Annotated in this window: 25 protein-coding genes and 1 tRNA gene; 15 read left to right on the plus strand and 11 right to left on the minus strand. The window is 42.8% G+C overall.

Annotated features, from left to right (window positions below; translation table 11 throughout):
• Nucleotides 1–3: 3 nt before the first annotated feature.
• Genes SOI84_RS00255 through SOI84_RS00265 form a run of 3 tightly spaced genes read right to left on the minus strand, consistent with a single transcriptional unit; the run spans nt 4 to nt 3,877 of the window.
• Nucleotides 4–939 (minus strand): MnmC family methyltransferase, encoded by a 936-nt coding sequence (locus SOI84_RS00255; protein WP_320674416.1) that lies wholly within the window; start codon nt 937–939, stop codon nt 4–6.
• Nucleotides 920–2,242 carry a 3-phosphoshikimate 1-carboxyvinyltransferase gene (gene aroA, locus SOI84_RS00260; protein ID WP_320674417.1) on the minus strand — a complete coding sequence of 441 codons (1,323 nt, stop codon included), beginning with the start codon at nt 2,240–2,242 and terminating at the stop codon, nt 920–922. Before aroA ends, SOI84_RS00255 begins: the two co-directional genes overlap by 20 nt.
• A gap of 45 nt (nt 2,243–2,287) precedes the next feature.
• Complete coding sequence (locus tag SOI84_RS00265) at nt 2,288–3,877, minus strand: UbiD family decarboxylase (RefSeq protein WP_320674418.1); 1,590 nt, start codon at nt 3,875–3,877, stop codon at nt 2,288–2,290.
• Between the two features lie 63 nt (nt 3,878–3,940).
• Between SOI84_RS00265 and SOI84_RS00270 the strand changes: the two genes are divergently transcribed.
• From SOI84_RS00270 to sds, 5 genes are read left to right on the plus strand one after another with little or no spacing between them, the layout of a single operon-like run.
• Entirely contained in the window at nt 3,941–4,672 is a 732-nt protein-coding gene (locus tag SOI84_RS00270; RefSeq protein ID WP_320674419.1) for a 2-phosphosulfolactate phosphatase family protein, read from the plus strand.
• Nucleotides 4,673–4,715: 43 nt separating this feature from the next.
• A complete protein-coding gene (locus SOI84_RS00275) occupies nt 4,716–5,537 on the plus strand; it encodes a carbon-nitrogen hydrolase family protein (RefSeq protein WP_320674420.1) in 822 nt (273 codons plus the stop codon).
• A 5-nt stretch (nt 5,538–5,542) separates the two neighbouring features.
• Nucleotides 5,543–6,637 carry an N-acetylmuramoyl-L-alanine amidase gene (locus tag SOI84_RS00280; RefSeq protein WP_320674421.1) on the plus strand — a complete coding sequence of 365 codons (1,095 nt, stop codon included), beginning with the start codon at nt 5,543–5,545 and terminating at the stop codon, nt 6,635–6,637.
• Nucleotides 6,633–7,436 carry a glutamate racemase gene (murI, locus tag SOI84_RS00285; protein WP_320675470.1) on the plus strand — a complete coding sequence of 268 codons (804 nt, stop codon included), beginning with the start codon at nt 6,633–6,635 and terminating at the stop codon, nt 7,434–7,436. Before SOI84_RS00280 ends, murI begins: the two co-directional genes overlap by 5 nt.
• 22 nt (nt 7,437–7,458) lie before the next feature.
• Entirely contained in the window at nt 7,459–8,430 is a 972-nt protein-coding gene (gene sds / locus SOI84_RS00290) for a solanesyl diphosphate synthase (RefSeq protein ID WP_320674422.1), read from the plus strand.
• Nucleotides 8,431–8,434: 4 nt separating this feature from the next.
• Here sds and SOI84_RS00295 read toward each other — a convergent pair whose 3' ends face one another.
• A complete protein-coding gene (locus SOI84_RS00295) occupies nt 8,435–9,109 on the minus strand; it encodes an HAD family phosphatase (protein ID WP_320674423.1) in 675 nt (224 codons plus the stop codon).
• A 102-nt stretch (nt 9,110–9,211) separates the two neighbouring features.
• Here SOI84_RS00295 and acs point away from each other — a divergent pair, with 102 nt between their 5' ends.
• Nucleotides 9,212–11,188, plus strand: a complete 1,977-nt coding sequence (gene acs, locus SOI84_RS00300; RefSeq protein ID WP_320674424.1) for an acetate--CoA ligase — start codon at nt 9,212–9,214, stop codon at nt 11,186–11,188.
• 8 nt (nt 11,189–11,196) lie between these two features.
• Here acs and SOI84_RS00305 read toward each other — a convergent pair whose 3' ends face one another.
• The gene (locus SOI84_RS00305; RefSeq protein ID WP_320674425.1) at nt 11,197–11,916 is read right to left on the minus strand and encodes a DUF1350 family protein; all 720 of its coding nucleotides are present in this window, start codon (nt 11,914–11,916) and stop codon (nt 11,197–11,199) included.
• A 291-nt stretch (nt 11,917–12,207) separates the two neighbouring features.
• Here SOI84_RS00305 and SOI84_RS00310 point away from each other — a divergent pair, with 291 nt between their 5' ends.
• Both SOI84_RS00310 and SOI84_RS00315 read left to right on the plus strand, forming a co-directional pair.
• The gene (locus tag SOI84_RS00310) at nt 12,208–13,029 is read left to right on the plus strand and encodes a 3'-5' exonuclease (RefSeq protein WP_414153597.1); all 822 of its coding nucleotides are present in this window, start codon (nt 12,208–12,210) and stop codon (nt 13,027–13,029) included.
• A gap of 125 nt (nt 13,030–13,154) precedes the next feature.
• Nucleotides 13,155–13,448 carry a hypothetical protein gene (locus SOI84_RS00315; RefSeq protein ID WP_320674426.1) on the plus strand — a complete coding sequence of 98 codons (294 nt, stop codon included), beginning with the start codon at nt 13,155–13,157 and terminating at the stop codon, nt 13,446–13,448.
• Nucleotides 13,449–13,551: 103 nt separating this feature from the next.
• Here SOI84_RS00315 and SOI84_RS00320 read toward each other — a convergent pair.
• From SOI84_RS00320 to SOI84_RS00345, 6 genes are all read right to left on the minus strand, one after another.
• A tRNA-Pro gene (locus SOI84_RS00320) sits at nt 13,552–13,625 on the minus strand.
• A 55-nt stretch (nt 13,626–13,680) separates the two neighbouring features.
• Nucleotides 13,681–14,016: a hypothetical protein gene (locus tag SOI84_RS00325; RefSeq protein ID WP_320674427.1), complete on the minus strand. Its 336-nt coding sequence runs from the start codon at nt 14,014–14,016 to the stop codon at nt 13,681–13,683.
• Between the two features lie 50 nt (nt 14,017–14,066).
• Nucleotides 14,067–14,234: a hypothetical protein gene (locus SOI84_RS00330; RefSeq protein ID WP_320674428.1), complete on the minus strand. Its 168-nt coding sequence runs from the start codon at nt 14,232–14,234 to the stop codon at nt 14,067–14,069.
• A 34-nt stretch (nt 14,235–14,268) separates the two neighbouring features.
• Nucleotides 14,269–14,991, minus strand: a complete 723-nt coding sequence (msrA, locus tag SOI84_RS00335) for a peptide-methionine (S)-S-oxide reductase MsrA (protein ID WP_320674429.1) — start codon at nt 14,989–14,991, stop codon at nt 14,269–14,271.
• Nucleotides 14,992–15,015: 24 nt separating this feature from the next.
• Nucleotides 15,016–15,267, minus strand: a complete 252-nt coding sequence (locus SOI84_RS00340; protein WP_320674430.1) for a hypothetical protein — start codon at nt 15,265–15,267, stop codon at nt 15,016–15,018.
• Nucleotides 15,268–15,345: 78 nt separating this feature from the next.
• Entirely contained in the window at nt 15,346–17,115 is a 1,770-nt protein-coding gene (locus SOI84_RS00345; protein WP_320674431.1) for an ABC transporter ATP-binding protein, read from the minus strand.
• A 71-nt stretch (nt 17,116–17,186) separates the two neighbouring features.
• Between SOI84_RS00345 and SOI84_RS00350 the strand changes: the two genes are divergently transcribed.
• From SOI84_RS00350 to SOI84_RS00380, 7 genes are all read left to right on the plus strand, one after another.
• A complete protein-coding gene (locus SOI84_RS00350) occupies nt 17,187–17,510 on the plus strand; it encodes a DUF3288 family protein (RefSeq protein WP_320674432.1) in 324 nt (107 codons plus the stop codon).
• Between the two features lie 116 nt (nt 17,511–17,626).
• Complete coding sequence (gene trpD, locus SOI84_RS00355; RefSeq protein WP_320674433.1) at nt 17,627–18,658, plus strand: anthranilate phosphoribosyltransferase; 1,032 nt, start codon at nt 17,627–17,629, stop codon at nt 18,656–18,658.
• A 51-nt stretch (nt 18,659–18,709) separates the two neighbouring features.
• The gene (gene carA, locus SOI84_RS00360) at nt 18,710–19,849 is read left to right on the plus strand and encodes a glutamine-hydrolyzing carbamoyl-phosphate synthase small subunit (RefSeq protein WP_320674434.1); all 1,140 of its coding nucleotides are present in this window, start codon (nt 18,710–18,712) and stop codon (nt 19,847–19,849) included.
• Between the two features lie 94 nt (nt 19,850–19,943).
• Complete coding sequence (locus SOI84_RS00365; RefSeq protein ID WP_320674435.1) at nt 19,944–20,279, plus strand: STAS domain-containing protein; 336 nt, start codon at nt 19,944–19,946, stop codon at nt 20,277–20,279.
• The gene (locus SOI84_RS00370; protein ID WP_320674436.1) at nt 20,276–20,668 is read left to right on the plus strand and encodes a Mini-ribonuclease 3; all 393 of its coding nucleotides are present in this window, start codon (nt 20,276–20,278) and stop codon (nt 20,666–20,668) included. The genes SOI84_RS00365 and SOI84_RS00370 overlap by 4 nt, the downstream gene beginning before the upstream one ends.
• A 27-nt stretch (nt 20,669–20,695) precedes the next feature.
• Nucleotides 20,696–21,973 carry a 23S rRNA (guanosine(2251)-2'-O)-methyltransferase RlmB gene (gene rlmB, locus SOI84_RS00375; protein ID WP_320674437.1) on the plus strand — a complete coding sequence of 426 codons (1,278 nt, stop codon included), beginning with the start codon at nt 20,696–20,698 and terminating at the stop codon, nt 21,971–21,973.
• 286 nt (nt 21,974–22,259) lie between these two features.
• A complete protein-coding gene (locus SOI84_RS00380) occupies nt 22,260–22,493 on the plus strand; it encodes a DUF1816 domain-containing protein (RefSeq protein ID WP_320674438.1) in 234 nt (77 codons plus the stop codon).
• Nucleotides 22,494–22,519 lie beyond the last annotated feature (26 nt).

Here is a 22,519-nt window from a genome sequence, read left to right on the forward strand (position 1 = left end):
GCGTTACTTCTTTAACCAGCGCCTCTGCCAAGAGCTAGTACTTTCTAATTCGCAGCTTTCTTGTTCCTGTTTTCTACGTTGCAAGATCCTAGTAGCAGTATCTATACCGCTTGGGTCCCGATAAGGAATTGCGGCACGAGTAAGTAGATGCTCCCTTTCCATATGGGTTAGTCGATGTAATTTTTGGTTTGTTTGAAGTAATAAATTGTTTTTCTTGTATCGAGTGGCAATCGTTCCATTACTCCATCTTTTTTTGTTGTTAGAGGGCGAGGATAAAGACAGTAATTCAAGCCCTTCTTCTTGGAGTGTGTTTCTTACAGCTGCAGCTGTGCAGTAGGTGACGAGCCGACCATCGGGAGCAAGTTTCTTGGAAATACTTCTAAGAAATTCTTTGGTCCATAGTTCCGGACAATGTTTTGGAGAGAAGGGATCAAGCATGATCAGGTGAAAATTAATGTCTTTAGGCAGACGGCTAATGCACTGCCTCGCATCTCCCCAAAGGATTTGCCCTTTACTTATGCTGTTTTCCCAGAATCCATGGTCACGGATTTTTTCAAGACTTTTAAGGACCTCAGGAGACCAAGAGCTTCTAAAAGCATTGATATCTAGAGCAAGTTTGATTGGTCTGGGATCTAGTTCTAATCCCCACCAGTTGAGTTTTAATGACAACTTTTCGACTTCTTCCATTGCACAGGCTGTGTTATATCCCAGTCCAACGCAGACATCGAGGATGCGAAGATGTTCATTTGTTTTAAAGGTTTTTAATTTTGCTGGGTTAATAAATTTTGTTTTTGCTTCAACCATGGCTCCTGCATGGTCGTGGAAATTTTCTTTGAAATGGCCACTATGTAGTGAAAAGCTACCGTCAAGGGTTACATGGCCTGCAAGCTCACCAAGAGGATGAGGGGATAAAACATTTTTAGTTGTGTAGGTATGCAAGGTCGTTCCAGAAATTTGGATATGAAATTGCGGCAGCTTCACTTTTTAAGAGAGTCGAATCGGTTTCAGCTAAGAGGGCGGCTATCGCAAGGCTCATTGCGACTCGATGATCGGTCTCACTATCTAGGGAGGCCCCTTTTAGTGGTTGGCCACCATGGATTAGGAGGCCATCAGTATGTTCTTCAATATCAGCCCCCATTTTTTTTAGTTGCCTTGTCATTACGGCAAGACGATCCGTTTCTTTTACTCGAAGTTCGCTTGCACCAGAAATCTTGCTCTCTCCATCACAAAAGCATGCAGCAACTGTAAGGATTGGGACTTCATCAACTAAGCGGGGAATCATCTCTTCATTAATTGAAAAAGGTTTCAGGGCACCACTTCTTACTCGGAGATCTCCAACAGGTTCCCCCGCTATTTCTTTTTGAGCTAACACTTCTATTCGTGCGTCCATTTGTTGCATTATTTCTAGGATTCCTGTTCTTGTTGGATTTAGTCCAACGTTTTCAATGGTCAAATCAGAGTTTGGTAAGAGAGAACCTGCAACCAGCCAGAAAGCTGCTGAGCTGATGTCACCAGGGACAACTACTTTTTGTCCTTTAAGCCTTGCTCCAGGCCTGACAATTATGTGGCGTCCTATTTCTCCACCAACTTGAAGGTTTGCTCCAAATGCGCGAAGCATTCTTTCGCTATGGTCTCTTGAGTGTGCTGGCTCAATAACAGTTGTGGGCCCCTCCGCTGTCAATGCTGCTAGCAACAAAGCTGATTTAACTTGAGCACTTGCAACAGGTGTTCCTATTACGGCTCCATGAAGTTGGCAACCATGAATGGCAATAGGGGCGAAATTGCCATTTGATCTACCGGTTACTTTGCCTCCCATAATTGACAAAGGGCGACTGACTCTTTCCATTGGACGATGTCTAAGTGAATTATCGCCAGTTAAAACAAAATGACGATCTTTTTGGCCAACAAGCATCCCCATAAGTAGGCGCATTGTGGTTCCTGAGTTCCCGCAATCCAGTATCTCCTCAGGTTCTTTAAGGCCATCGAGTCCGACACCTGTTATCTCTACAGACTTGCCATGACTAATTGAACTTATCTTAGCTCCCATTGCTCTCAGACAATTCGCAGTGCATAGTGGATCTTCTGCAGGGAGAAGACCTTCAACTGTTGTCACTCCATCGGCAATTGCCCCAAACATGAGAGCTCTGTGTGAGATCGATTTATCGCCGGGAACCTGAACTTTTCCTATCAATACACCACCCGACTTTAGTTCTTTTTTAGATGGTGCTTTATTGAAATCCATCAAGGGAAAAAGTTTTTCTTATAAAGATTGTATGGTTCATTGAGCTCAGTCATTCGACGGATAACTTTTTACTAAGTATTTAAGCTGTTCTTTTTTGATGATTCGGTCAATGACATAACCAAATAGTGATGGATCAGGCTCTTTATTAATTAGGTCTTCCAATCCAAGCTCTTTCCATCGAGCATCAACTTTCTCTTCAAGTTCCCTTGATCGAGTAAGAGGTTCGCCCCACTCGTGATTTTTTTCTGGACCGATTTTTGTTGTTGCATCGATAGCAAGTCTTCCTCCCATACCAATATGGTCACTAGCAAAGTCAAGACTGTCGAAAGGGGTGTTTTCTATAACGCAAAGATCTCGTTGAGGATCTACTTGTGCCGCTATAGCCCAAATAACTTGTCTAGGGTCTCGTATGTTGATCTGCTTATCAACAACAACAACAAACTTTGTGTAGGTAAATTGTGGGAGTGCGCTCCAGAAGGCCATGGCGGCTCGCTTTGCCTGCCCTGGATAATCTTTTTGAATTGAGATGATGGCTAACTTGTAACTAAGAGCTTCCATTGGCAAGAAAAAATCAATAATTTCAGGTACTTGTTGTCTAAGAATGGGTGTGTAGATCCTGTTTAGAGCTATTGCAATCATTGCTTCTTCTTTTGGAGGCCGCCCGCTAAAGGTTGTTAGGAAGACAGGCTCTTTACGATGAGTGACGCAATGAATATCTATTAGCGGGGAGCTCTCTTCTGCTCCATAAAAACCCATATGGTCTCCAAAAGGACCATCGAGTAATTCCTTCCCTGGTGTAATTGTTCCTTCCAGGATTATTTCGCTCTGACTAGGCACTTGTATGTCAATAGTTTTGCAGCCTGTTAGCTGGACACCTCTTCCTGCGTAAAGGCCTGCAAAAAGCCATTCACTTAATTGAACGGGTATTGGTGTGGCTGCAGCCATTACAAGTAAAGGATGAACTCCTATTGCAATGGCTATTTCAAGTTTCTTTCCTAGTGAGGCTGCTTTCCTTAAGTGTCTCGCGCCACCTCTAACGCTTAGCCAATGAACCGTCATTGAATTTTTAGATTGGCGCTGGAGTCGATATACACCAATATTTGGAGTCTTGGTTTCAGGATCTTTAGTAATTACTAACCCTAAGGTGATTACTCCACCTGCATCATTTGGCCAGGGCCTAATTAATGGAAGCCTGTCAAGGTCAACATCCTCTCCAGTCAAAACTTTTTGATGGCAACTAGGAGTAAAGTCACGATCTGGTCTTGCTTTATACAAATCCCAAAGCAAACTTCCGAATTGCGTTGTTTCTCTTAGTCCTTTTGGAGGTTTTGGTTGTTGAAGTAGGGAGAGTCGGGAGCCAAGCTCTTCAAGTTCTTGTGGATCTTCTAAACCCATACTCCAAACAACCCTCTCTAATGTCCCAAGAACATTTACTGCCACTGGAATTGAAGACCCTATTACATTCTCAAAAAGCAAGGCTGGTCCTCCCATGCTTAAGACACGATCACTAATTGCAGAAAGTTCCAAGTCTGGATCTACTGGCGCAGAAATCCTTCTTAACTGCCCTCTCTCTTCAAGTAAGGAAAGAAATTGACGTAGGTCTCGTGTGGCTGTTTTTGGATTTATGGAGGACATTCTTGAAACACGCTTAGAAGATGATCTGGTTACTGTGACGCAAAAGCACTATGAATTGATTTTATGAAAGTTTCTTATTTTCATGTTGCTGCTGATGTCCCAAAAGGGAGTTTGCCCGATGCAGCAGTTGTAATCGATGTCCTTAGAGCAACAACTACAATTGCTTTCGCATTGCAGAACGGGGCTGAGTCGGTTCAGGTCTTCGAAAATCTTGATGAGCTTAGAGAAACGGCAGGGAAATGGCCCGAATCTTCTCGTCTTATGCTGGGAGAGAGAGGGGGTAAACGTGTTGAAGGGTTTGACTTGGGGAATTCTCCCCTTGCAGTAGTACCTGGTCAGGTGGCTGGTAAAAGGCTTTTTATGAGCACCACAAATGGTACTAGATCTCTTCATCGAGTTAGAGATGTTCAAAAGTTATATACGATGTCTCTTCCTAATCGCAAAGCAGTTGTTGAACGATTGCTAAATGAATGGTTTGCAGAAATATGGATTGTTGGGAGTGGTTGGGAAGGAGCATATTCCTTGGAAGATTCTTTGGCGGCAGGGGCTTTGATCTCAATGCTTATGAAGAATTCTTCAAGAAAAGTGGATGTAATAAATGATGAACTCTCGTCAGCCTTTGCCTTATGGGAGAAATGGAAGGATGATGTCGAGGGATGCTTACGAGAGTCAACCCATGGAAAACGCCTTCTGAGCATTGGAGATCATGATGAGGATTTGAAGTGTTGTGCGACATTGGATCAACTAATGGTGGTTCCAACACAGAGTTCCCCTGGAATTCTGAGTGCTGCCTAAGAGCTCTATGGAGATTTAGAGTTTTGATGTTTTCTGTGAACTTGTGACCGACTTCTTGGCGGCCGCTTTGCAGCTAACTAGCTCTTCAGAGCTAGAAGCTAATTTTTTAGCGGCAGAAGAGCAGGTTGAACTTGCAGCCCGAAGAGGGGCTGAGCTGGTTGGGCTGCCAGAAAACTTTGCCTTTATGGGAGATGACCAGAAAAGACTAGAACTCGCACCGGAGCTAGCTGAAAAATGCAGTCGTTTTTTAGTAACGATGGCTAGGCGTTATCAGGTTGTACTTCTTGGAGGAGGCTTTCCTGTCCCTATTGGTGATGGACTACATACTCTTAATAGGTCTGAGTTAGTAGGACGAGATGGTCAGTTGTTAGCAAGATACGACAAGATTCATTTGTTTGATGTAGACCTTCCTGATGGCAATACATATAGGGAATCTGAAACTTTTACCCCAGGGGATTCTTTACCTCCGGTAGTTGATGTGCCTGGGCTGTGTCGAGTAGGGATGTCTATTTGTTATGACGTGAGGTTTCCTGAGCTTTATCGTTATCTAATTAGTTCTGGCGCTGAATTGTTAATGATTCCTGCCGCTTTTACAGCATTCACAGGGAAAGATCATTGGCAGGTATTGCTTCAGGCTCGTGCAATTGAAAATACGGCTTATGTAGTTGCCCCTGCTCAAACAGGGTTGCATTCAGGAAGAAGGCAGAGTCATGGACATGCAATGGTTATTGATCCTTGGGGTACGGTCTTGGCAGATGCAGGCGTTCTTCAAGGCGCAGCTATTGCGCCCGTTGACACATTTCATATTGGAAGGATTAGAGAGCAAATGCCATGTTTAAAGCATAGGCAGCCAGAGCTTTTTTGAAGCTTATGAAATCGGTTGTTTCTCGTCGACTTGGCAGTCTTTTAGCGGGATTCTTACCGATCTTCTTTTATCTTTCAAGTGTTCCATTAAGGGCTGCAAGTGCTTTGGCGGCTTGGTCTATTGATGTCAACGGAGTTTTACAACTCAGAACATCTAGGAACGCTCAATTAAAGGCTTTTTTTCAGACATCTGACCATCGAAGAGGAGATCGGGTTTGGATAGATTTTCCAGGCGAGCTCGTAAGACCGAGAACAATTGAGGGTACTGGACCAATAAAGGAGATTCGATTAGGAAAACCTAGTTATGGATTTACTCGCTTAGTTATTGAATTTGCACCTGGAATTGTGATTGATTCGTCAGAGTTGCAATTGGTAGCTGTTTCTGAAGACCGTTGGGAGCTTCCTTTAAAGGGCATACCAACTAATGGACTTTTAAAGATAGGTGAGGGAACCTTGAGATCACCTAATTGGCTGAGAAAATCCAAGGGAAATTTCAGTCCTTTAAGAGCAACTTACTCGACAAATTCCATACTGCCGGAAGTTAAAAGAGGTATTTATAGGGTAGTAATTGACCCAGGACATGGCGGACCTGATCCAGGAGCTGTAGGAATAGGACGTTTACGTGAAACAGATGTAGTTCTTGACATTGCGCTTCAGGTTAGAAGTCTTTTGGAGTCGAAAGGGGTAAAGGTAAGCATGACTAGAACTAAAGAGGTGGATTTAGATTTACCACCTAGAGTTGCTTTAGCTAATCGCTTAAGAGCTTCGGCTTTTGTAAGTATTCATGTAAATGCTTCTAGAAAGAATAAGCGTGGAGTTAATGGAATAGAAACTTTTTTCTATTCTGGTTGGAGAGGAAAGAAATTGGCTGAGAACATTCAAGAACAAGTTTTGAATGTTTCTCCTGGTAGTCCAGATAGAGGAGTTAGGCAAGGACGTTTTTTTGTTATTAGAAGAACAACAATGCCCGCTGCTTTAGTTGAGGCAGGATTTGTTACTGGTGATTTGGATGCTCCAAGGCTTGCAAGGGTCGATCATAGGAAAAAACTTTCTTTTGCTATTGCGAAAGGAATTCTTAACTACTTGAAGGAGGTTTATTAGGTTGACTTTTGGCCTTTTTGACAGCGGTGTTGGTGGTTTTACTGTGCTTATGCAAGTCCTAAGAAGATATCCTTTAAGTTCTTGTTTGTATTTAGCTGACACTGCTCGTGTTCCCTATGGTGACAAAGGAATAAACGAAATAAGAGAAATAGCTCTAGAAGTTACTCACTGGCTTCGAGGGCAAAATGTTTCTTTTGTGTTAGTGGGATGCAATACAACCAATTCTTTAGCATTAGACATTGTGCAAAGAGAAGCTGGTGTTCCTGTGGTTAGCTTGATAAGTTCTGCCGCAGAGATGATTACTAAGAGAAGGGTGGGTGTACTGGCAACTCCTGCTACGGCCTTGTCGGGTGCATACAAATCTGAAATTGAATTATCTAGTTCAGATAAGATTGTCTTTGAGCAAAGTTGCCCTGCCTTTGTGCCAATGATTGAGGACGGGAAAATCGATTCAGTTGAGTTACGTCGTGTTGCAATTAAGTATTTGAGCCCCCTCTTAGAGGCTCGTGTTGAAGAAGTTGTTCTTGGATGCACTCACTACCCTCTTTTAGAGCCACTACTCCGTGAATTATTACCTCAGGAAATTAGGATAATTGATCCTGCTGTTGGTTTAGCTGACAAGCTTGATAAATTCCTGGGCCCTCCTGTTTGGAGGTTCAATCGGAGGTACTCACTAGCTTCTACTCGTTTTTGCGTTACTAAGGACCCCCTGAATTTTGCGGCTCGAGCTAACGATTGGTTGGGCGAGTGTCCAGAGGTTGAGCTGGTTTCGCTACAGCAGAGGTCCTGTTTCTTTTAGGATTGGAGAAGAGAGGGTTTGCATGGCTACAGTCACTGAGCTGCTAGAGCCGGTAGAGCTGGATCTTGAGACCCTGCTCTCAGATCTTCGTAGCCTTATTGGAGCAGGACATCCAATACTTCAGGCTGCTGCAGAACATCTTTTTAGTGCTGGTGGTAAACGTCTTCGCCCAGGAATCGTTCTTTTGATTTCGAGGGCCTTGTCCCAAGGGGGTGATCTGTCTCCTAGGCACCGACGTCTGGCTGAGATCACAGAGATGATTCATACAGCATCATTGGTTCACGATGATGTGGTTGATGAGGCAGCAACAAGAAGAGGGGTCGAAACAGTTCATAGTCGCTTTAATCATCGTGTTGCAGTTCTTGCTGGTGATTTTCTTTTTGCCCAAGCGAGTTGGCATCTGGCGAATCTAGATAATCTTGATGTCGTCAAGCTTCTTAGTAGGGTCATCATGGATCTTGCTGACGGTGAGGTTAAGCAAGGTCTTTATAGATATGACTCAGGTCAGTCTTTTGAGAATTATTTGGAAAAAAGCTATTGCAAAACAGCCTCTTTGATAGCCAATAGTGCTCAGGCTGCTGGTGTATTAAGTAATCAATCCGAAGATCGACTGCAATTGCTTCATCATTTTGGACGACAGCTTGGACTGGCTTTTCAGGTTGTTGATGACATACTTGATTTCACTGGTAGCGAGAAGCAGCTTGGAAAACCAGCAGCTAATGACTTGGCCAGTGGATATTTGACTGCACCAGTACTTTTCGCCCTCCAGGAACACCCATCCTTGGCAGTATTGATTGAGAGAGAGTTGACTTCTGCGGATGATTTAGAACAAGCTCTTCAGCTCGTAAGAGGATCTGATGCGATTCCTAGGAGTAGGGAGCTTGCTGAAAGATTTGCACGAGAATCTCGAGAGGCCTTGACGTGGTTGCCAGATTCTTCTTACAAGAGGGCTTTGGTCGACCTGCCTGATTTTGTCTTGGGGAGGCTTTGTTAGTTTTTTAATCTTTCCAAATTATTTCGAGTTTCTCCAAGATTTCATTGAGATGAGTGACATAGGTAGGGTTGCAAAGTGAGGAATTATCTCCATCTGAATTTTTAATTTGCTTAGAGCAAAGAACCCAAACTTTGCAACCTGCCTTCAATGCAGAATCAGTTCCTGCTTGAGAATCTTCCATTGCCCAGCATTCATTTGGATTGACTTTTAGCTTATTGGCAGCCAAAAGATAAGGCTCTGGTGAAGGCTTCCCATCTTTAAGGGATGGATCATCGCCTAGCACCCTTGTTTGAATAAGCTTTAGCCACGGGTGAGGTGTAGTTTTTATTTGAAGAGATTCTTCATTGCTACTAGTTACCAAGGCCATCGGGACTTGCAGAGCGAAGCATTTTTCTACAAGTGATATAGCTCCTGGCATTGCTTTTGATTGGCTGAGTAGCGATTTTGATATGGGTTTGTGAATGAAAAGGATTTCTTTGTGATTGATAGTTTTATCAAGCCATTTCGTTATTTGTAGAGCGCAGTCAACTCTCCTACGCCCTCTTAACACCAATAATTGGTCTTTCGTTAGCTTTTTCCCGAACTTTTTTGCAGTGATAGACCAGGCTTTGCCATGGAGCGACTCAGTGTCAAGAAGCAAGCCATCAAGGTCAAATAGGCAGGCCTTGGGTGGGCGCATAGGGAGAAGGAGACGAAGTTTTTTATAAATAGAGTTTCACCCTGCTGTGGGTTCTTTTGATAATGGCTTGAATGCAGCAATTGATTGATTGTTGATTCCCTAATGTCATCAAATTCATCCAGTTCAATTGAATCTGTTCTCCAAGAGCAGAGAGTATTTCCACCTTCTCAAGAAGTCTCGAGCAAAGCCAGGATTGGTAGTTTGGAGCTTTATCTTGAAATGGTCAATAAGGCTAATTCAGACCCAGAAGCCTTTTGGGGAGATTTAGCTCGCAAAGAACTTGATTGGTTTAAACCTTTTAATAAAGTTCTTGATTGGTCTAATCCACCTTTTGCCCGTTGGTTTGAAGGGGGAACTACAAATCTTTCTTTAAATTGCTTAGATCGACATCTTGATTCTCAAAGAGGTGATAAGACAGCTTTAATTTGGGAAGGAGAGCCTGGTGATGTTAGGAAGTTCTCTTATAGAGAACTCCATCTTGAAGTTTGTAGAGCTGCGAATGCTCTTAAATCAATTGGCATAGGTAAAGGCGATCTAGTGGCTCTTTATATGCCAATGATCCCTGAAGCTGCTATTGCAATGTTGGCCTGTGCTCGCATTGGAGCACCACATTCTGTTGTTTTTGGAGGATTTTCTTCAGAAGCTTTACGAGATCGATTAAGGGATGGAGAAGCAAAAGCAGTAATTACTGCTGATGGAGGTTTCCGCAAGGACAAAAAGGTCCCTCTTAAGCCAGCTGTTGATGCTGCTCTTTCTGAAAACGCTTGTCCCACTGTCGAGTCTGTTTTAGTGGTTCGCCGTACAAAAGACTCAATACATATTGAGTCAGGTAGAGATTATTGGTGGGATGATTTGCTCGCTGAGCAGTCGGAGAAATGTGATCCAGAGCCTATGGAGAGCGAAGATAGGCTTTTTGTACTTTATACATCTGGATCAACTGGCAAGCCTAAAGGAGTAGTTCATACAACTGCGGGTTATAACCTGTGGGCTCACACTACTTTTAAGTGGATATTTGATATTCAGGAAGAGGATGTTTATTGGTGCACAGCCGACGTAGGTTGGATTACCGGCCATAGTTATATCGTTTATGGCCCCCTTTCTAATGGTGCTACTACTGTCATGTTTGAAGGGGCACCACGCCCTTCAAATCCAGGGGCATTTTGGGAATTAATTCAGAAACATCGAATAAGTATCTTTTATACGGCACCTACTGCTATTAGAGCTTTTATGAAGTCTGGGCGAGCTGTTCCAGATAGCTACGATATGAGTTCTTTGAGACTGTTGGGAACTGTTGGTGAGCCTATAAACCCTGAAGCTTGGATGTGGTATCGAGATGTTATTGGAGGAGGTAACTGTCCAGTCGTTGATACTTGGTGGCAGACAGAGACTGGTGGAGTGATGATTAGCCCTCTTCCTGGAGCGACCCCAGCCAAGCCTGGATCAGCAACTCTTCCGCTCCCTGGTATTAGGGCTGATGTTGTGGATGCTCAAGGAGAGACAGTACCTGCTGATGAGGGAGGCTATTTAGTTGTAAAGAGCCCATGGCCTGGAATGATGAGAACTATCCATGGCAATCCAAAGCGTTTCCGAGAAAGCTACTGGGAGTATCTCCATCCGAAAGATGGAAGTTTTATATATTTCGCAGGAGACGGTGCTCGGCGAGATAGTGATGGTTATTTTTGGGTTATGGGAAGAGTAGATGATGTAATTAATGTTTCTGGACATCGTTTAGGGACTATGGAAGTTGAATCGGCTTTAGTGAGTCATCCAGCTGTATCTGAGGCCGCCGTGGTTGGACGTCCGGACGATTTGAAGGGGGAGGCGATAGTGGCATTTGTTTCTTTGAAGAGTGGCAGCGAAGTGTCGGACGAGTTAGTTCAAGAGTTGCGAACTCATGTGAGCAATGAAATTGGACCTATCGCTAAACCTGATGAGATCAGATGTAGTGATGCACTCCCTAAAACTAGAAGTGGCAAGATTATGAGGCGTATTTTGAGGGCATTGGCTGCCGGTGAGGAAGTAAGCGGAGATACCAGTACCTTGGAAGATCGTTCTGTTCTTGATCGATTGAGGGCCTAACAAAAAGGCTACAAATCTCTTGTAATGCAGGCTATTTGCTCAATGGTTTTTTGTTTAATAGGATCATTTGCCCATTCGCCAAAAACTCTTTTGCGGATGCCTGCACTTGCTGGTGTTAGATGATCTCCTTCCAGGGTCACTTCCTTAGATGAGTCAAAAGAACGGCTTTTAAGACAATCCTTAAGGCTTTTGGTTTCGTCCAGCTTGTCTTCAGTAAAACTAATCAATATGTTTTGTGATTGAGCATAATATTCCTTTATTAATCTAAGAGTTTCTTTAGGACTGGGACTAAACTCTGCGGACAGTCCAAACCTTTTTGATGCTTCGTTAAGCATAGGAATAGAACGACTTGCTCCAAAATTGTTAAAACTTATAGCTATTAAAGCTTTGCTGTTTCTACCTCCGTCTGGAGCTAAAAGATGTAATTTACAACCAAGACTATGCCCCATGCGGATTGATTGGGGAAGAACTCCAATCCTTGATTCAAGCTTTTTTCTACAAGACCTTAGATCTTTCCAGGCTTGATTTGCCTGAGCCTGATGATCTAACCCTGGTAGGTATCTCCAGGCATGAATAGCTAATTCCTTTTTTGCAAGTGTTTCTATAAGCTTTCTATAACTGATTTGCGGGTTGCTTGCGAGATAGCTCCCCCCAATTATTTCAATTAGTCCTACTGGCCTGTTCGGCCAAAGTGACAAGGTTTGACCAAAGCTTTTCCAAGATGGCATCTCTTTATTATATGAGTTGATATGTATAAATTTTCTTTATTTTAACCTTGGGAGGTGATCGTGAGTTCTCTGGAAAATACTTGTCATCACCGAGACTTTAACTGCGAAGAAATTTAATACATAATTTTTTATCCCATGAACTAAAAATGATGTCGGGACGATTTCTTAAAAAGATTTTAGGAATTTTTTATTGCTAAAGGCTTCTTGCATTTTTACTTTTCTGACCAGCTCTAGGGCCCGTGTCCCTTGATTGATACGCGAAAATAAAAGTCAATTAACTTTATTTGTCTCGTGGAGGAATTAAAGGGAAGCAGTTCACCTTCTGATCAGTTGGAGCTGCTTGGTAAATCTGCTGAATCGCAAAGGAAGGTTCCAATAGATCCTTCTAAAGAAGCACTCACGCAGTTTTTTCCAGAGACATTGCTGATTCTCGATACGGAAACCACAGGCTTAGACCCTAAAACCGATCAATGTTTGGAGGTTGGAGTGATTCTTTTTCATATTTCCTCTCGAGCAGTGTTGGCTCAGCAATCTTTATTGTTTCCTGTTGATGAGAACGCTGCGGAACATATAAACCGCATCCCTGCTTCCGTGACAAAACTTACTCAACCATGGTCCCTTGGGTTGAAGTATTTAGAAGCCCTTATAGAAACGGCTGACATTGTTGTTGCACATAATGCTTCTTTTGACCGTCAATGGTTTGGTCGTCCCCCTTTGCCACGTGTTACAAAACCATGGGTTTGCAGCATGGAAGATATTGTCTGGCCTGAGGGGAAAAATCTTCGCCCAAGACCTTCCGTAAGGGATTTAGCACTGGCCTATGGGGTTCCTGTTTGGTCTGCTCATCGTGCCTTGACCGACTGTATCTACCTTTCTGAAGTCTTTTCTAGATGTGAAGACTTAGAGACCCTTTTGCGGCAGGGCATGGAGCCAAAAACTTTAATGCGTGCCGAAGTCTCATATGAGCAAAGGCATCTCGCCCGTAATGCTGGTTTCCGGTGGAATGATCCCGTTAAAGGGGCTTGGAGTAAGAGGTTGACAATTAGAGAGGCAGAAAAACTTGATTTTCCAGTCAAATCTTTGGATTCTCAGAACTATCCTCAGGCCGGCTAATGGGTTCTCCAATGACAGATTTCCTTTAGCACTGTGAAGCGACCATGTGATTTTGGTTGTTATACAGAATTTTTGCCAGCCTAGTAATGGATTCCTTTTGAATTGGTTGGTTTCACTTGGATGACTTGCCCAACAAAATAAAAGATCTTTCTGATCCGCTGCAAACCAGACTATGTGACTGGCAGCAAGCTAGAACCTGGGCTCGTTTGATTCGAGAAGCAGAATGTTTGTGGCATGTAGAGGCTAGGGAATTACGAAGAATTGGAGCAGTTGAGTTGTCACAGCTTTTGCAGGAAGTCCCGCCACGTCAACGTTCAAGGGTAAATAGGTGGTTAAAAGGTTATTTGGCGGCTACTAGATTTGGGAAAACAAAGCAATTAGGAGCTTTTAGGGGTAGGAATTTTTATGTTGATGGTTAATATCTTGCAGGAAATTGTTTCTTCAAAATCCATCCTGAACTTCTACCAAGAATGGGTCAAGACATTGAAAAGGGTTCCTTTACAGGAACCCTTTTCAATTAAATCGGAGCGGCGGGATTTGAACCCACGACCCCCACTACCCCAAAGTGGTGCGCTACCAAGCTGCGCTACGCCCCGTAAACTCAAGCTATCACAAGCCGTTGTTAACTTAAGGAGTTAGGTGCTTATTCTCCTATATAGGTAGTTTGCTAGGTATTTTTTTTAGGATTCTTGTCCTGAGTTTGTCAGCAGTTTCACTCGAGTATCCGAATAGTTGTAGATGTTTCGCTAAAAGCCTTAGCTCTTTGATCTTCATAGTTGCTATTTTTAGTTCTGCATTCACTTCCCATTCTGGGCTTTTTTTAAGTAAAATATGTCCTCTTGACTTGGAGTTTATTTCTAAGATGATTCTTGCAATTTCTTCTGGTATTATAACTAAAAGTACTGCCATTATCCCGTAAATATTGATCAATATTTTCGGCAATGGTATTAACTTACGAGAAGTTCTTTTTTCCTTATATCTTGCCAAGGTACGAGTAGAAAACCTTAAAGTTAATTATACATTATCCCTTGTTAAATCTAAAGACGTATTTGTTCAATCTCTGAGCTTAATTCAGGCATCTCTCTCCATTGGATTGTAGGTTCAATTTGGTTTGAACTTGGACGTGTAGAGAATATTAGACTGAAAACAAGTATTAAAGTTCCTATTAAGGCTAGGATTACAGTTCGGTCAGGTAGTTGATTCATGAGAATTGATTGTAGTTTTTCCCAAAAGTTAATTTCATAATTTTATTGGCTTGTTGTTGCTACGAAGAACACAATGGGGAATTGACCAGTCGTATTCATCCCATACATGTGCCTCTAGTTTATACCTGGAATTAGGAAAGTTGCTTAGTTTTACACCTGTTGGCATTGCTGAACAGTATGGCCTGCTTCCAGGCCTGGCAAGATATTGTTGATGGTAATCTTCGGCGTAATAAAAGATTTGGCTAGCTTTGATTTCAGTTGTTATTTGACCAAGACCTTGGCTAATTAGTTCTTGCTGGTAATAGTCTTTACTGGCTAAGGCGAGACTCATCTGTTGATCTTGAGTTGTATAGATGGCTGAGCGATATTGGCTTCCACGATCATTCCCCTGACGATCTCCTTGTGTTGGGTCATGGCATTCCCAGAAGAGTTTTAGAAGATCGCTGAAATCAACTTTTTCAGGTTCCCAAACTACTCTTACTATTTCAGTATGGCCTGTTTTTCCACTGCAAACCTCTTGATAGGAGGGATCTTTTGTTATTCCCCCTGCATATCCAACAGCTGTGGTGATAATCCCTGGAAGTTTCCAGAAGCCTTTTTCTGCTCCCCAGAAACAACCACATGCAAAAAACGCTTCTTCTTGCTTATCTTCAACTGTTTTTTTTATAGCTGTATCAAGAACAGCATGCCTTTGAATAGCTTCTGAATCAGCTTTATCCGTCCGAAAGTTTTTCGGGGTGAACCAGGATGAGAACATTAAAATTCCGAAGCATTTACAAGATTACACAGATTGGTTTGGCTCTAGTTGGATGTGGTTTAAAAGTGTTGTCACAAAAGCGAATAGCAGGAATGGCAGACTTAGGACCAAGATTAGGCCTACTCCTACAAGAGCAAAGACTGGTCTAGAGGAACCCATAAGCCCCAGCCCAGCGGCAAGACTCACGAATATAACGGCCATCCAGGCGAGTACCTGTGCATATATGTCGCCAAAGGTGAGGTTGCATTTAATTGAATAAGGTGTTCCTGGAGACATGATGTTCAATTGTTTCTTCATATACATTTAGTCTGATGTTGGGAAATGTATCTAGTCCTTTCTGAACTCTTTTGAGTTTTATTTACTTTCATTGGTTGAAACAACCTTATCAAGCTGCTTTACGGCTTGTTCTCTTTCCCAAAGATTTTTGTATGGACCCTCTTTTAAGATAAGGCTGCTGTGCACTCCTTCTTGAACAAGCTTCCCATTGTCGAGTACGAGAATGCGGTCGCAAGCAGCAGCAGCCGACAACTGGTGGCTAATCATAATTACTGTTCTATTTTTTTGACTTCTAATTGATTCGAGTATTCCTGAGGCTGTTTTGTTGTCAACACTTGCTAGTGCATCGTCTAGGACTATGACTGGAGATGGTATTAATAAAGCTCTTCCTAAGGCAGTCCTTTGGCGCTGACCTCCACTAAGAGTTATGCCTCTTTCTCCTACAAGTGTGTTGAAACCATCGGGAAACCCATTTACATCATCAATTAAATAGGCTTCTTGGGCTGACTTTTTAACTTGTTTTATAGAAGCTTGAGGGCTTCCATATTTAATATTGTCAGCCAGGGTACTTGTAAATAAATAGCCTTCTTGGGGTACAAGGGAAATATTTTTTCTTAGGTCATTTAGAGAGAGTTCATTTATATCATGCCCATCAAGGAATAGTTGGTTATTTGGGATGCTCACCATGCGACCTAGAACTCTTGCAAGTGTTGTCTTGCCACATCCCACTGGTCCAACTAATCCAATCAGTTCTCCAGGCTCAATGCTGAAACTTATATTGGATAGGATCTCCCTTTTGCTATCTGGATATTGCACAGTGAGTCCACGGGCTTCAAGGCGACCTTTTATTTTCGTTTTTAGTGAAATTGCTTTTTGACTATCTCGAATAAGGGGTTCCCTTTGAAGAAGTTCTTCAACTCTTTGAAGACTTACTTGTCCTACTTGGAAGGTGTTTAGTGTAAAACCCAAAAGTGCTGTTGGAAAAACAAGCCTTTCTACATAAAGGATGAGAGCAATAAGCCCTCCAATAGTCAGACTACCTTGTTGAAGTTTTGAGCTCCCAATTGCAATGATTAGGAGTAGAGAGATTGATGAGATTCCTTGCAAAAGAGGAAAAAGGGTGCTTGCTGTTCGCGCAACATTGATCGCTGAGTCTCTATAGGCTTTGTTTTTTTTAGAGAAAGCATTCTGCTCAAAATTTTCTTGGCCATAAATTTTTATGGCGCTTATTCCCGAGAGATCCTCTTGTATTAGTTCGCTTAGGTCTGCAAGCGTTTCTTGTTGACGTCTTCGTTGTTTTACCATTCTTCCTCCGAAGAGACTTACTGTCCCAAGCATGAGGGGGTAAAGAGATATTGCTGCAGCAGTTAGCCAAGGATCAATGGCTAGCATCGCTGGAAGAGTAAATGAGTAGGCGAGAATCGTATTGGTTAGACTAAGAATGGTGAAACCCAGAAGCCTTCGTATATTTTCCACATCGCTTGTTGCTCTGCTAATTACTTCACCACTTCCGATTTTCTGTACCCAGCCAGGTTCTTGTGTGAGCATGTGATCAAATAATTTTTGGCGCACTTCCACTTCCACTTGGCGACCAACACCAAAAACAAGTTGTCTAGAGATAAGCCTTACTACTGCCATGCTGCTGGCTAGCAGCACAATCCACCAAGCTTTATTTATAAGATATTTTATTTCAAAACCTTCTTGCAAGTTGTCGACTAAGCCCCTAATTTCCATTGGGATGGTTACGCTTAGAATGTTCACTAAGACAAGAGCCAAGGCTCCTAATAGGATTTTTTTTCGATGAGGTTTTAGATAACGGTAGATAAGATCAAAGCGAAATCCTTTCATGCTTTTGTTTGGTTGGTAATGAAATTCTTAAATGGTTTTGAGTTTTCAATGGCCTTTTTGGGGCTGATTCAATGAGCGGTTTGCAGGGTCAGCATGAACAGAGTCATCCTCTTTATAAGGTAGACAGGGATCTTGTTGACAGACTTTTAGCAAAGCAATCACCTAGTGAAGAGGATTTGGTTGATTTGGCTAGACTTTTGATCCGTTTTGATGGGTTTCCTGGAGCGATTGATCTTCAGGAAGATATGAATAAGACATTAAATCTTTGGGGCCTTGATCGCGATTCTTTAAATGAAAGAGTTCGAAAGGTTTGGGCTAAGGGTTATAGACCTGGCAAGTCATCTGGGGATTCAGTTGGCTCAGGCTTTGATACTGCTGATGATGGAGTTAGTTGATTCGGAATTGATAGGTGTTTACTAACCTCGCCACAGGCTTGTTTTTAAGGGATAGTGGATAATGTCCCCATCACCAGGCCCGGAGTGCGATGCACCCGGGTTTTTTTTCTGATCCGATGACCTATTCCTCAGTTTCTTTTCCCATCACACTTGAACACTTGATTTCAGGACAGAATCTTTCTGAATTCGAGGCGTCTAGTGTCATGAATGCCTGGCTCAAGGAGCAATTAAGTCCTGTTCAGACTGGCGCAATGCTTGTAGCTCTGAGAATGAAAGGATTAACAGGAGAGGAGCTTGCAGCGATGGCTAGAGTTTTACAGAATGCTTGTCCCTTGCCCTGTGAAATCCCCAAAATCGACATGGTTGACACATGTGGAACAGGGGGTGATGGAGCGAATACTTTTAATATTTCCACTGCCGTAGCTTTTACGGCGGCTGCTTGTGGGGTTAACGTTGCAAAACATGGAAATCGCAGTGCCAGTGGAAAAGTTGGCTCTGCTGATGTGCTCGAAGGCCTAGGGCTTCATCTAAAGGCCCCTCTTTCAAAGGTTGTGGAAGCTCTTCCTCAAACTGGTGTTACTTTCCTTTTTGCCCCTGCTTGGCATCCTGCCTTGGTTAATCTGGCCCCATTGAGAAAAAATCTTGGGATTAGAACTGTTTTTAATTTATTAGGGCCATTGGTTAATCCCTTAAGACCAGCTTCGCAAGTGCTTGGGGTCGCTCGAGAAGAATTGTTGGATCCTATGGCAGAAGCACTTAATAGATTAGGTCTTAGGCGAGCGGTTGTTGTTCACGGTGCTGGGGGTATTGATGAAGCTTCTTTGGCTGGCCCAAATCATCTACGTTTGCTAGACGGAGGCATTGTCAAGAAACTGATGTTAGACCCTTCCGATTTAAATCTTGAGACCTTTTCCATGGAAGATCTGAAAGGAGGAGATGTTGAGACTAATAAGTACATCCTTTCTTCTATCCTTAAAGGTGCTGGTACAGATGCACAACGAAATGTTGTTGCTTTAAATACTTCTTTAGTGCTTTGGGCAGCCAGGCTTCAGGATGACTTTCAAGAAGGTTTTGAGATCGCTAAGGATGCTCTTTCAAAAGGAACCCCTTGGAGCCGCTTTGAGCAATTACAGAAAGCACTTCTTTAGGATAATTACTTTGCAAGAATTTTGTCCTGAAAACTTAGTTTTTCACTACTGATGAGAACTTCATCAAAACAAAATGCCTTTTTAATGCTTGCTGATGGCACCTTGTTTGAAGGTATAGCTTTTGGCCATATTGGAACTGCTCTTGGTGAGGTAGTTTTCAATACAGGAATGACTGGTTATCAAGAGGTTCTAACTGATCCAAGTTATTCGGGGCAATTGGTCTCTTTTACTTATCCAGAATTGGGAAATACAGGAGTTAACCCTGAGGATCAAGAAGCTGCCAGTCCACAGGTCAAAGGTGTTATAGCAAGGTGTGTTTCCGATACACCCAGTAGTTGGAGATGTAAGGATTCACTTCAGGATTGGCTTCGATTTCATGATGTTGTTGGGATTTGCGACCTTGACACACGAGCACTTGTAAAACACCTTCGTGAGGCTGGGGCGATGAATGGTGCAATAAGTAATGATGGATCATCGTCAAAGGAAATACTTCAGCTATTGAGAGCAGCTCCTCCAATGGAGGGGTTGAATCTTGCGCAGAAAGTCACAACAAAATCTTCGTATAAATGGAATTCAGTTTGCAATATTGAATTTGACAGAAGACTAATAATGGAAAAAACTGAGCCCTATCAGGTTGTAGCAGTTGATTTTGGAATTAAAAGATCAATCTTGGAAAGACTTGTGGCTCATGGGTGTGCGGTCACTGTTGTCCCTGCAAATTCAGCTTTGAAAGAGGTCTTGAGAGAAAAGCCCGAGGGGGTTTTTCTCTCAAATGGCCCTGGCGATCCTGCAGCAGTTACACAGGGGATTTCTCTTGCAAAAGAATTAATTCAACAAAGTAATCTTCCTGTGTTTGGGATTTGCCTTGGTCATCAGATTCTTGGTATTGCAATTGGAGGCAGTACTTTCAAACTTCCATACGGACATAGGGGCTTAAATCATCCTTGTGGTACATCCGGAAGAGTCGAAATAACTAGTCAAAATCATGGATTTGCTTTAGATGCTGATTCCCTTCCAAAAAGCCTTGTATCGATTACGCATTTGAATTTGAATGATCGAACTGTTGCAGCAATTGCATTTCGTGACCGTCCAATTTTTGGAGTGCAGTATCACCCAGAAGCCAGTCCTGGACCGCATGATGCGGATCATCACTTTTCTAGATTTGTAGCTCTTATGGCAGAACGTCGCTGAAGAGTGGTTTGTAGCGCTCTTAATTACTACACTTCTTGCCAATGCCTCCAGGGGGATTAATCCCATAACGGAATTACAACGGTTAACAGTTTCATTGCGTGGTGGCTTTGAACGTCGTCAGGGATGTCTTCTGTTCTCTTTTACTGGTCAGCTTGATGCTTACTCTGAAAAGCAGTTCATTACTTATGTGGACGATGTATTGAGCACTAATTCGGCTCCAGTGGTAATCGATTTGAGCAAAGTTGATTTCCTCGACTCATCTGGTTTGGGTGCATTAGTGCAGACCGCAAAACAATGCAACTTACAAAAACGTTCATTTCAGATTGTTGGAAATGCAAGAGTTGTTCAAACTGTAAAACTTGTTCGTCTTGAGGAGTTCCTTCATCTGGTAAAGGATCTGCCTACCGCATTTCGTCAATTAACAGCTTGAGTAAGTGGCTTCGGAATAATCAGCCTTTTGGTTGTCCAGATGATTTGGGACCTTTGCAATTGGCCTGGTTGGGAGACTCAGTATGGGAATTGCATCAGAGATTGCGCCATTGTCAAAAACCCGGAAGGACAATGGATTTACACCTTTCTGTTGTTTCAGAAGTTCGTGCAGGGGCTCAGGTTTTAGCCCTTAAAAGGTTAGAACCACATTTGAATGAATTTGAAAAGGAGCTTGTTCGACGAGGCCGTAATAAAGCCGGTAGAGGTCCTCGTAATGCGGATGCTGCCGACTATGGCAAAGCCACAGGATTTGAGACTATGGTTGGATGGCTCTTTTTGAAGGATCCTTCGCGTCTTGCGCAGCTTTTAGACCAACTAGATGAGGCATAACCTCTTGTTCAATAAGTTTTTAGATCAATGAGTCAAAGATCCCCTAAATATTCTGGATCCACCCGTCGCTCTGCACGTTCTGGAAGAGGGCGGAATAATGAAAATGGATCTTCATATGGGAGGAACGGAACTTCCAATAGAAGGCCATATCGCGGAGGTGATTCTTATCGCGCTAGAGATAATCAAGGGAATACTGAGTTTCCTTCAGAGTCTTCAAAAGAGAATGCAGGCAAGAAACGAAGTCAGTCTTTTCCTGAACAGCAAGGACGCGTTAGAGGTAGATCAACATCTCAAGGTAGAAATAGGAATGAAAGTTCATTTCGAGGAAAAGAAGAGGTCCGAGGAACGCGAGCCGCCTTTAGTAGAAGAACCGTTGGAAAAGGAAGAACTTTTGACGGTTCAGACTCTTTAAAGAAGGTCTCGGAGACTCAGTTCCCTCCAGAAGTTGAAACTTTTGCTTCTAGCCCTAGAGATGATTTTCTTTGGGGAAGACATGTTACTCAGACTGCATTAGAAGCTGGTAGGCCCATACATCGAATTTGGTGTACTTCGGAGTTGAGAAGTGCTCCAAAATTTCTTCAGCTACTAAGAGAGGCTAAGTCCTCAGGAGTTTTGGTAGAGGAAGTTACTTGGTCTCGTTTAGCTCAATTAACTGGGGGTGCTGTCCATCAAGGCATTGTTCTGCAAACAGCAGCCACTGAAACTCTTGATTTGGCAAGTTTGATTAAAGGCTGTCAAGGATTAGGGGAGTCTCCCTTGCTTTTGGCTTTGGATGGATTAACTGATCCACAAAACTTAGGTGCAATTGTTCGTTCAGCTGAAGCCCTTGGGGCTCATGGATTGATTATTCCTCAAAGACGTAGTGCAGGATTGACTGGTTCAGTTGCAAAGGTTGCCGCTGGAGCCCTTGAGCATTTACCTGTAGCAAGGGTGGTTAATTTGAATCGATCATTGGAAGTCTTGAAGGAAGTTGGATATCGAGTGGTTGGGCTTGCAGAGGATGGAGGTCAAACTCTTTCTGAGGTTGATTTGGAGGGTCCTTTGGTGGTTGTTACTGGCTCAGAAGAGAAGGGTCTGTCACTTTTGACTCGACGACATTGTGATCAGCTTGTTCGAATCCCATTGCGAGGCGTTACCCCTAGTTTGAATGCTTCAGTAGCAACAGCAATGTTTTTGTATGAGGTCGCTCGTAGGGGGTGGATGAAGGATTTGCAAGGACAATCTCCCTCTCCAAGAATTCAACGAGCAAAGTGTGTTGATCCAATCGCTGACATGAAAGCTGATGGAAGGGAACTACAGGAATAAGAAGGGCATGTGAAATTTCTAGATCTTTAGAGCTGAGTCAATTTAATTTGCCTTAAATTCTTTCAAAGACAGCATTTTAATAAAAACAGTAGCTATCTTTCCTGATTTACTTAGACGAATGGTCAATTTGAATGACTATAAGAAAGGTTGGTATGAGTTTTCTTAAGTACAAAGCGAGGAAAACTTTTTATACCTAAATAGCTGATTTTGGTTATGAAATGAAGTTCTTTAATGACGAATTTTTTTGGTGAAGGCAGAATGAATAAATAACTTGCAAGCCTTATTGATGAGCCCTATTTTGAGGGGGCTGCGAAGCCTAAGTAATAGTCTTGGAATGGCTTGGTGGGCCGAAGTGGAAACAAAAAGGCCAAACGCAACTTATTGGTTTGGGCCGTTCCTTACTAAGAGGAGCCTTCATGGAAACTTAGAGAGATTTCTGAATGATCTTTCTCAAGAGTCCCCAGAAGGACTAAATCACAGATTTGTTAGAGGTCGCCGTAGTGAACCATTGACCATTTAGTCCATAGATGAGTTAACTACTGATAG

Origin of the sequence: Prochlorococcus sp. MIT 1341 (assembly GCF_034092415.1) — a bacterium.
In the GTDB taxonomy this organism is placed as follows: domain Bacteria; phylum Cyanobacteriota; class Cyanobacteriia; order PCC-6307; family Cyanobiaceae; genus AG-363-P08.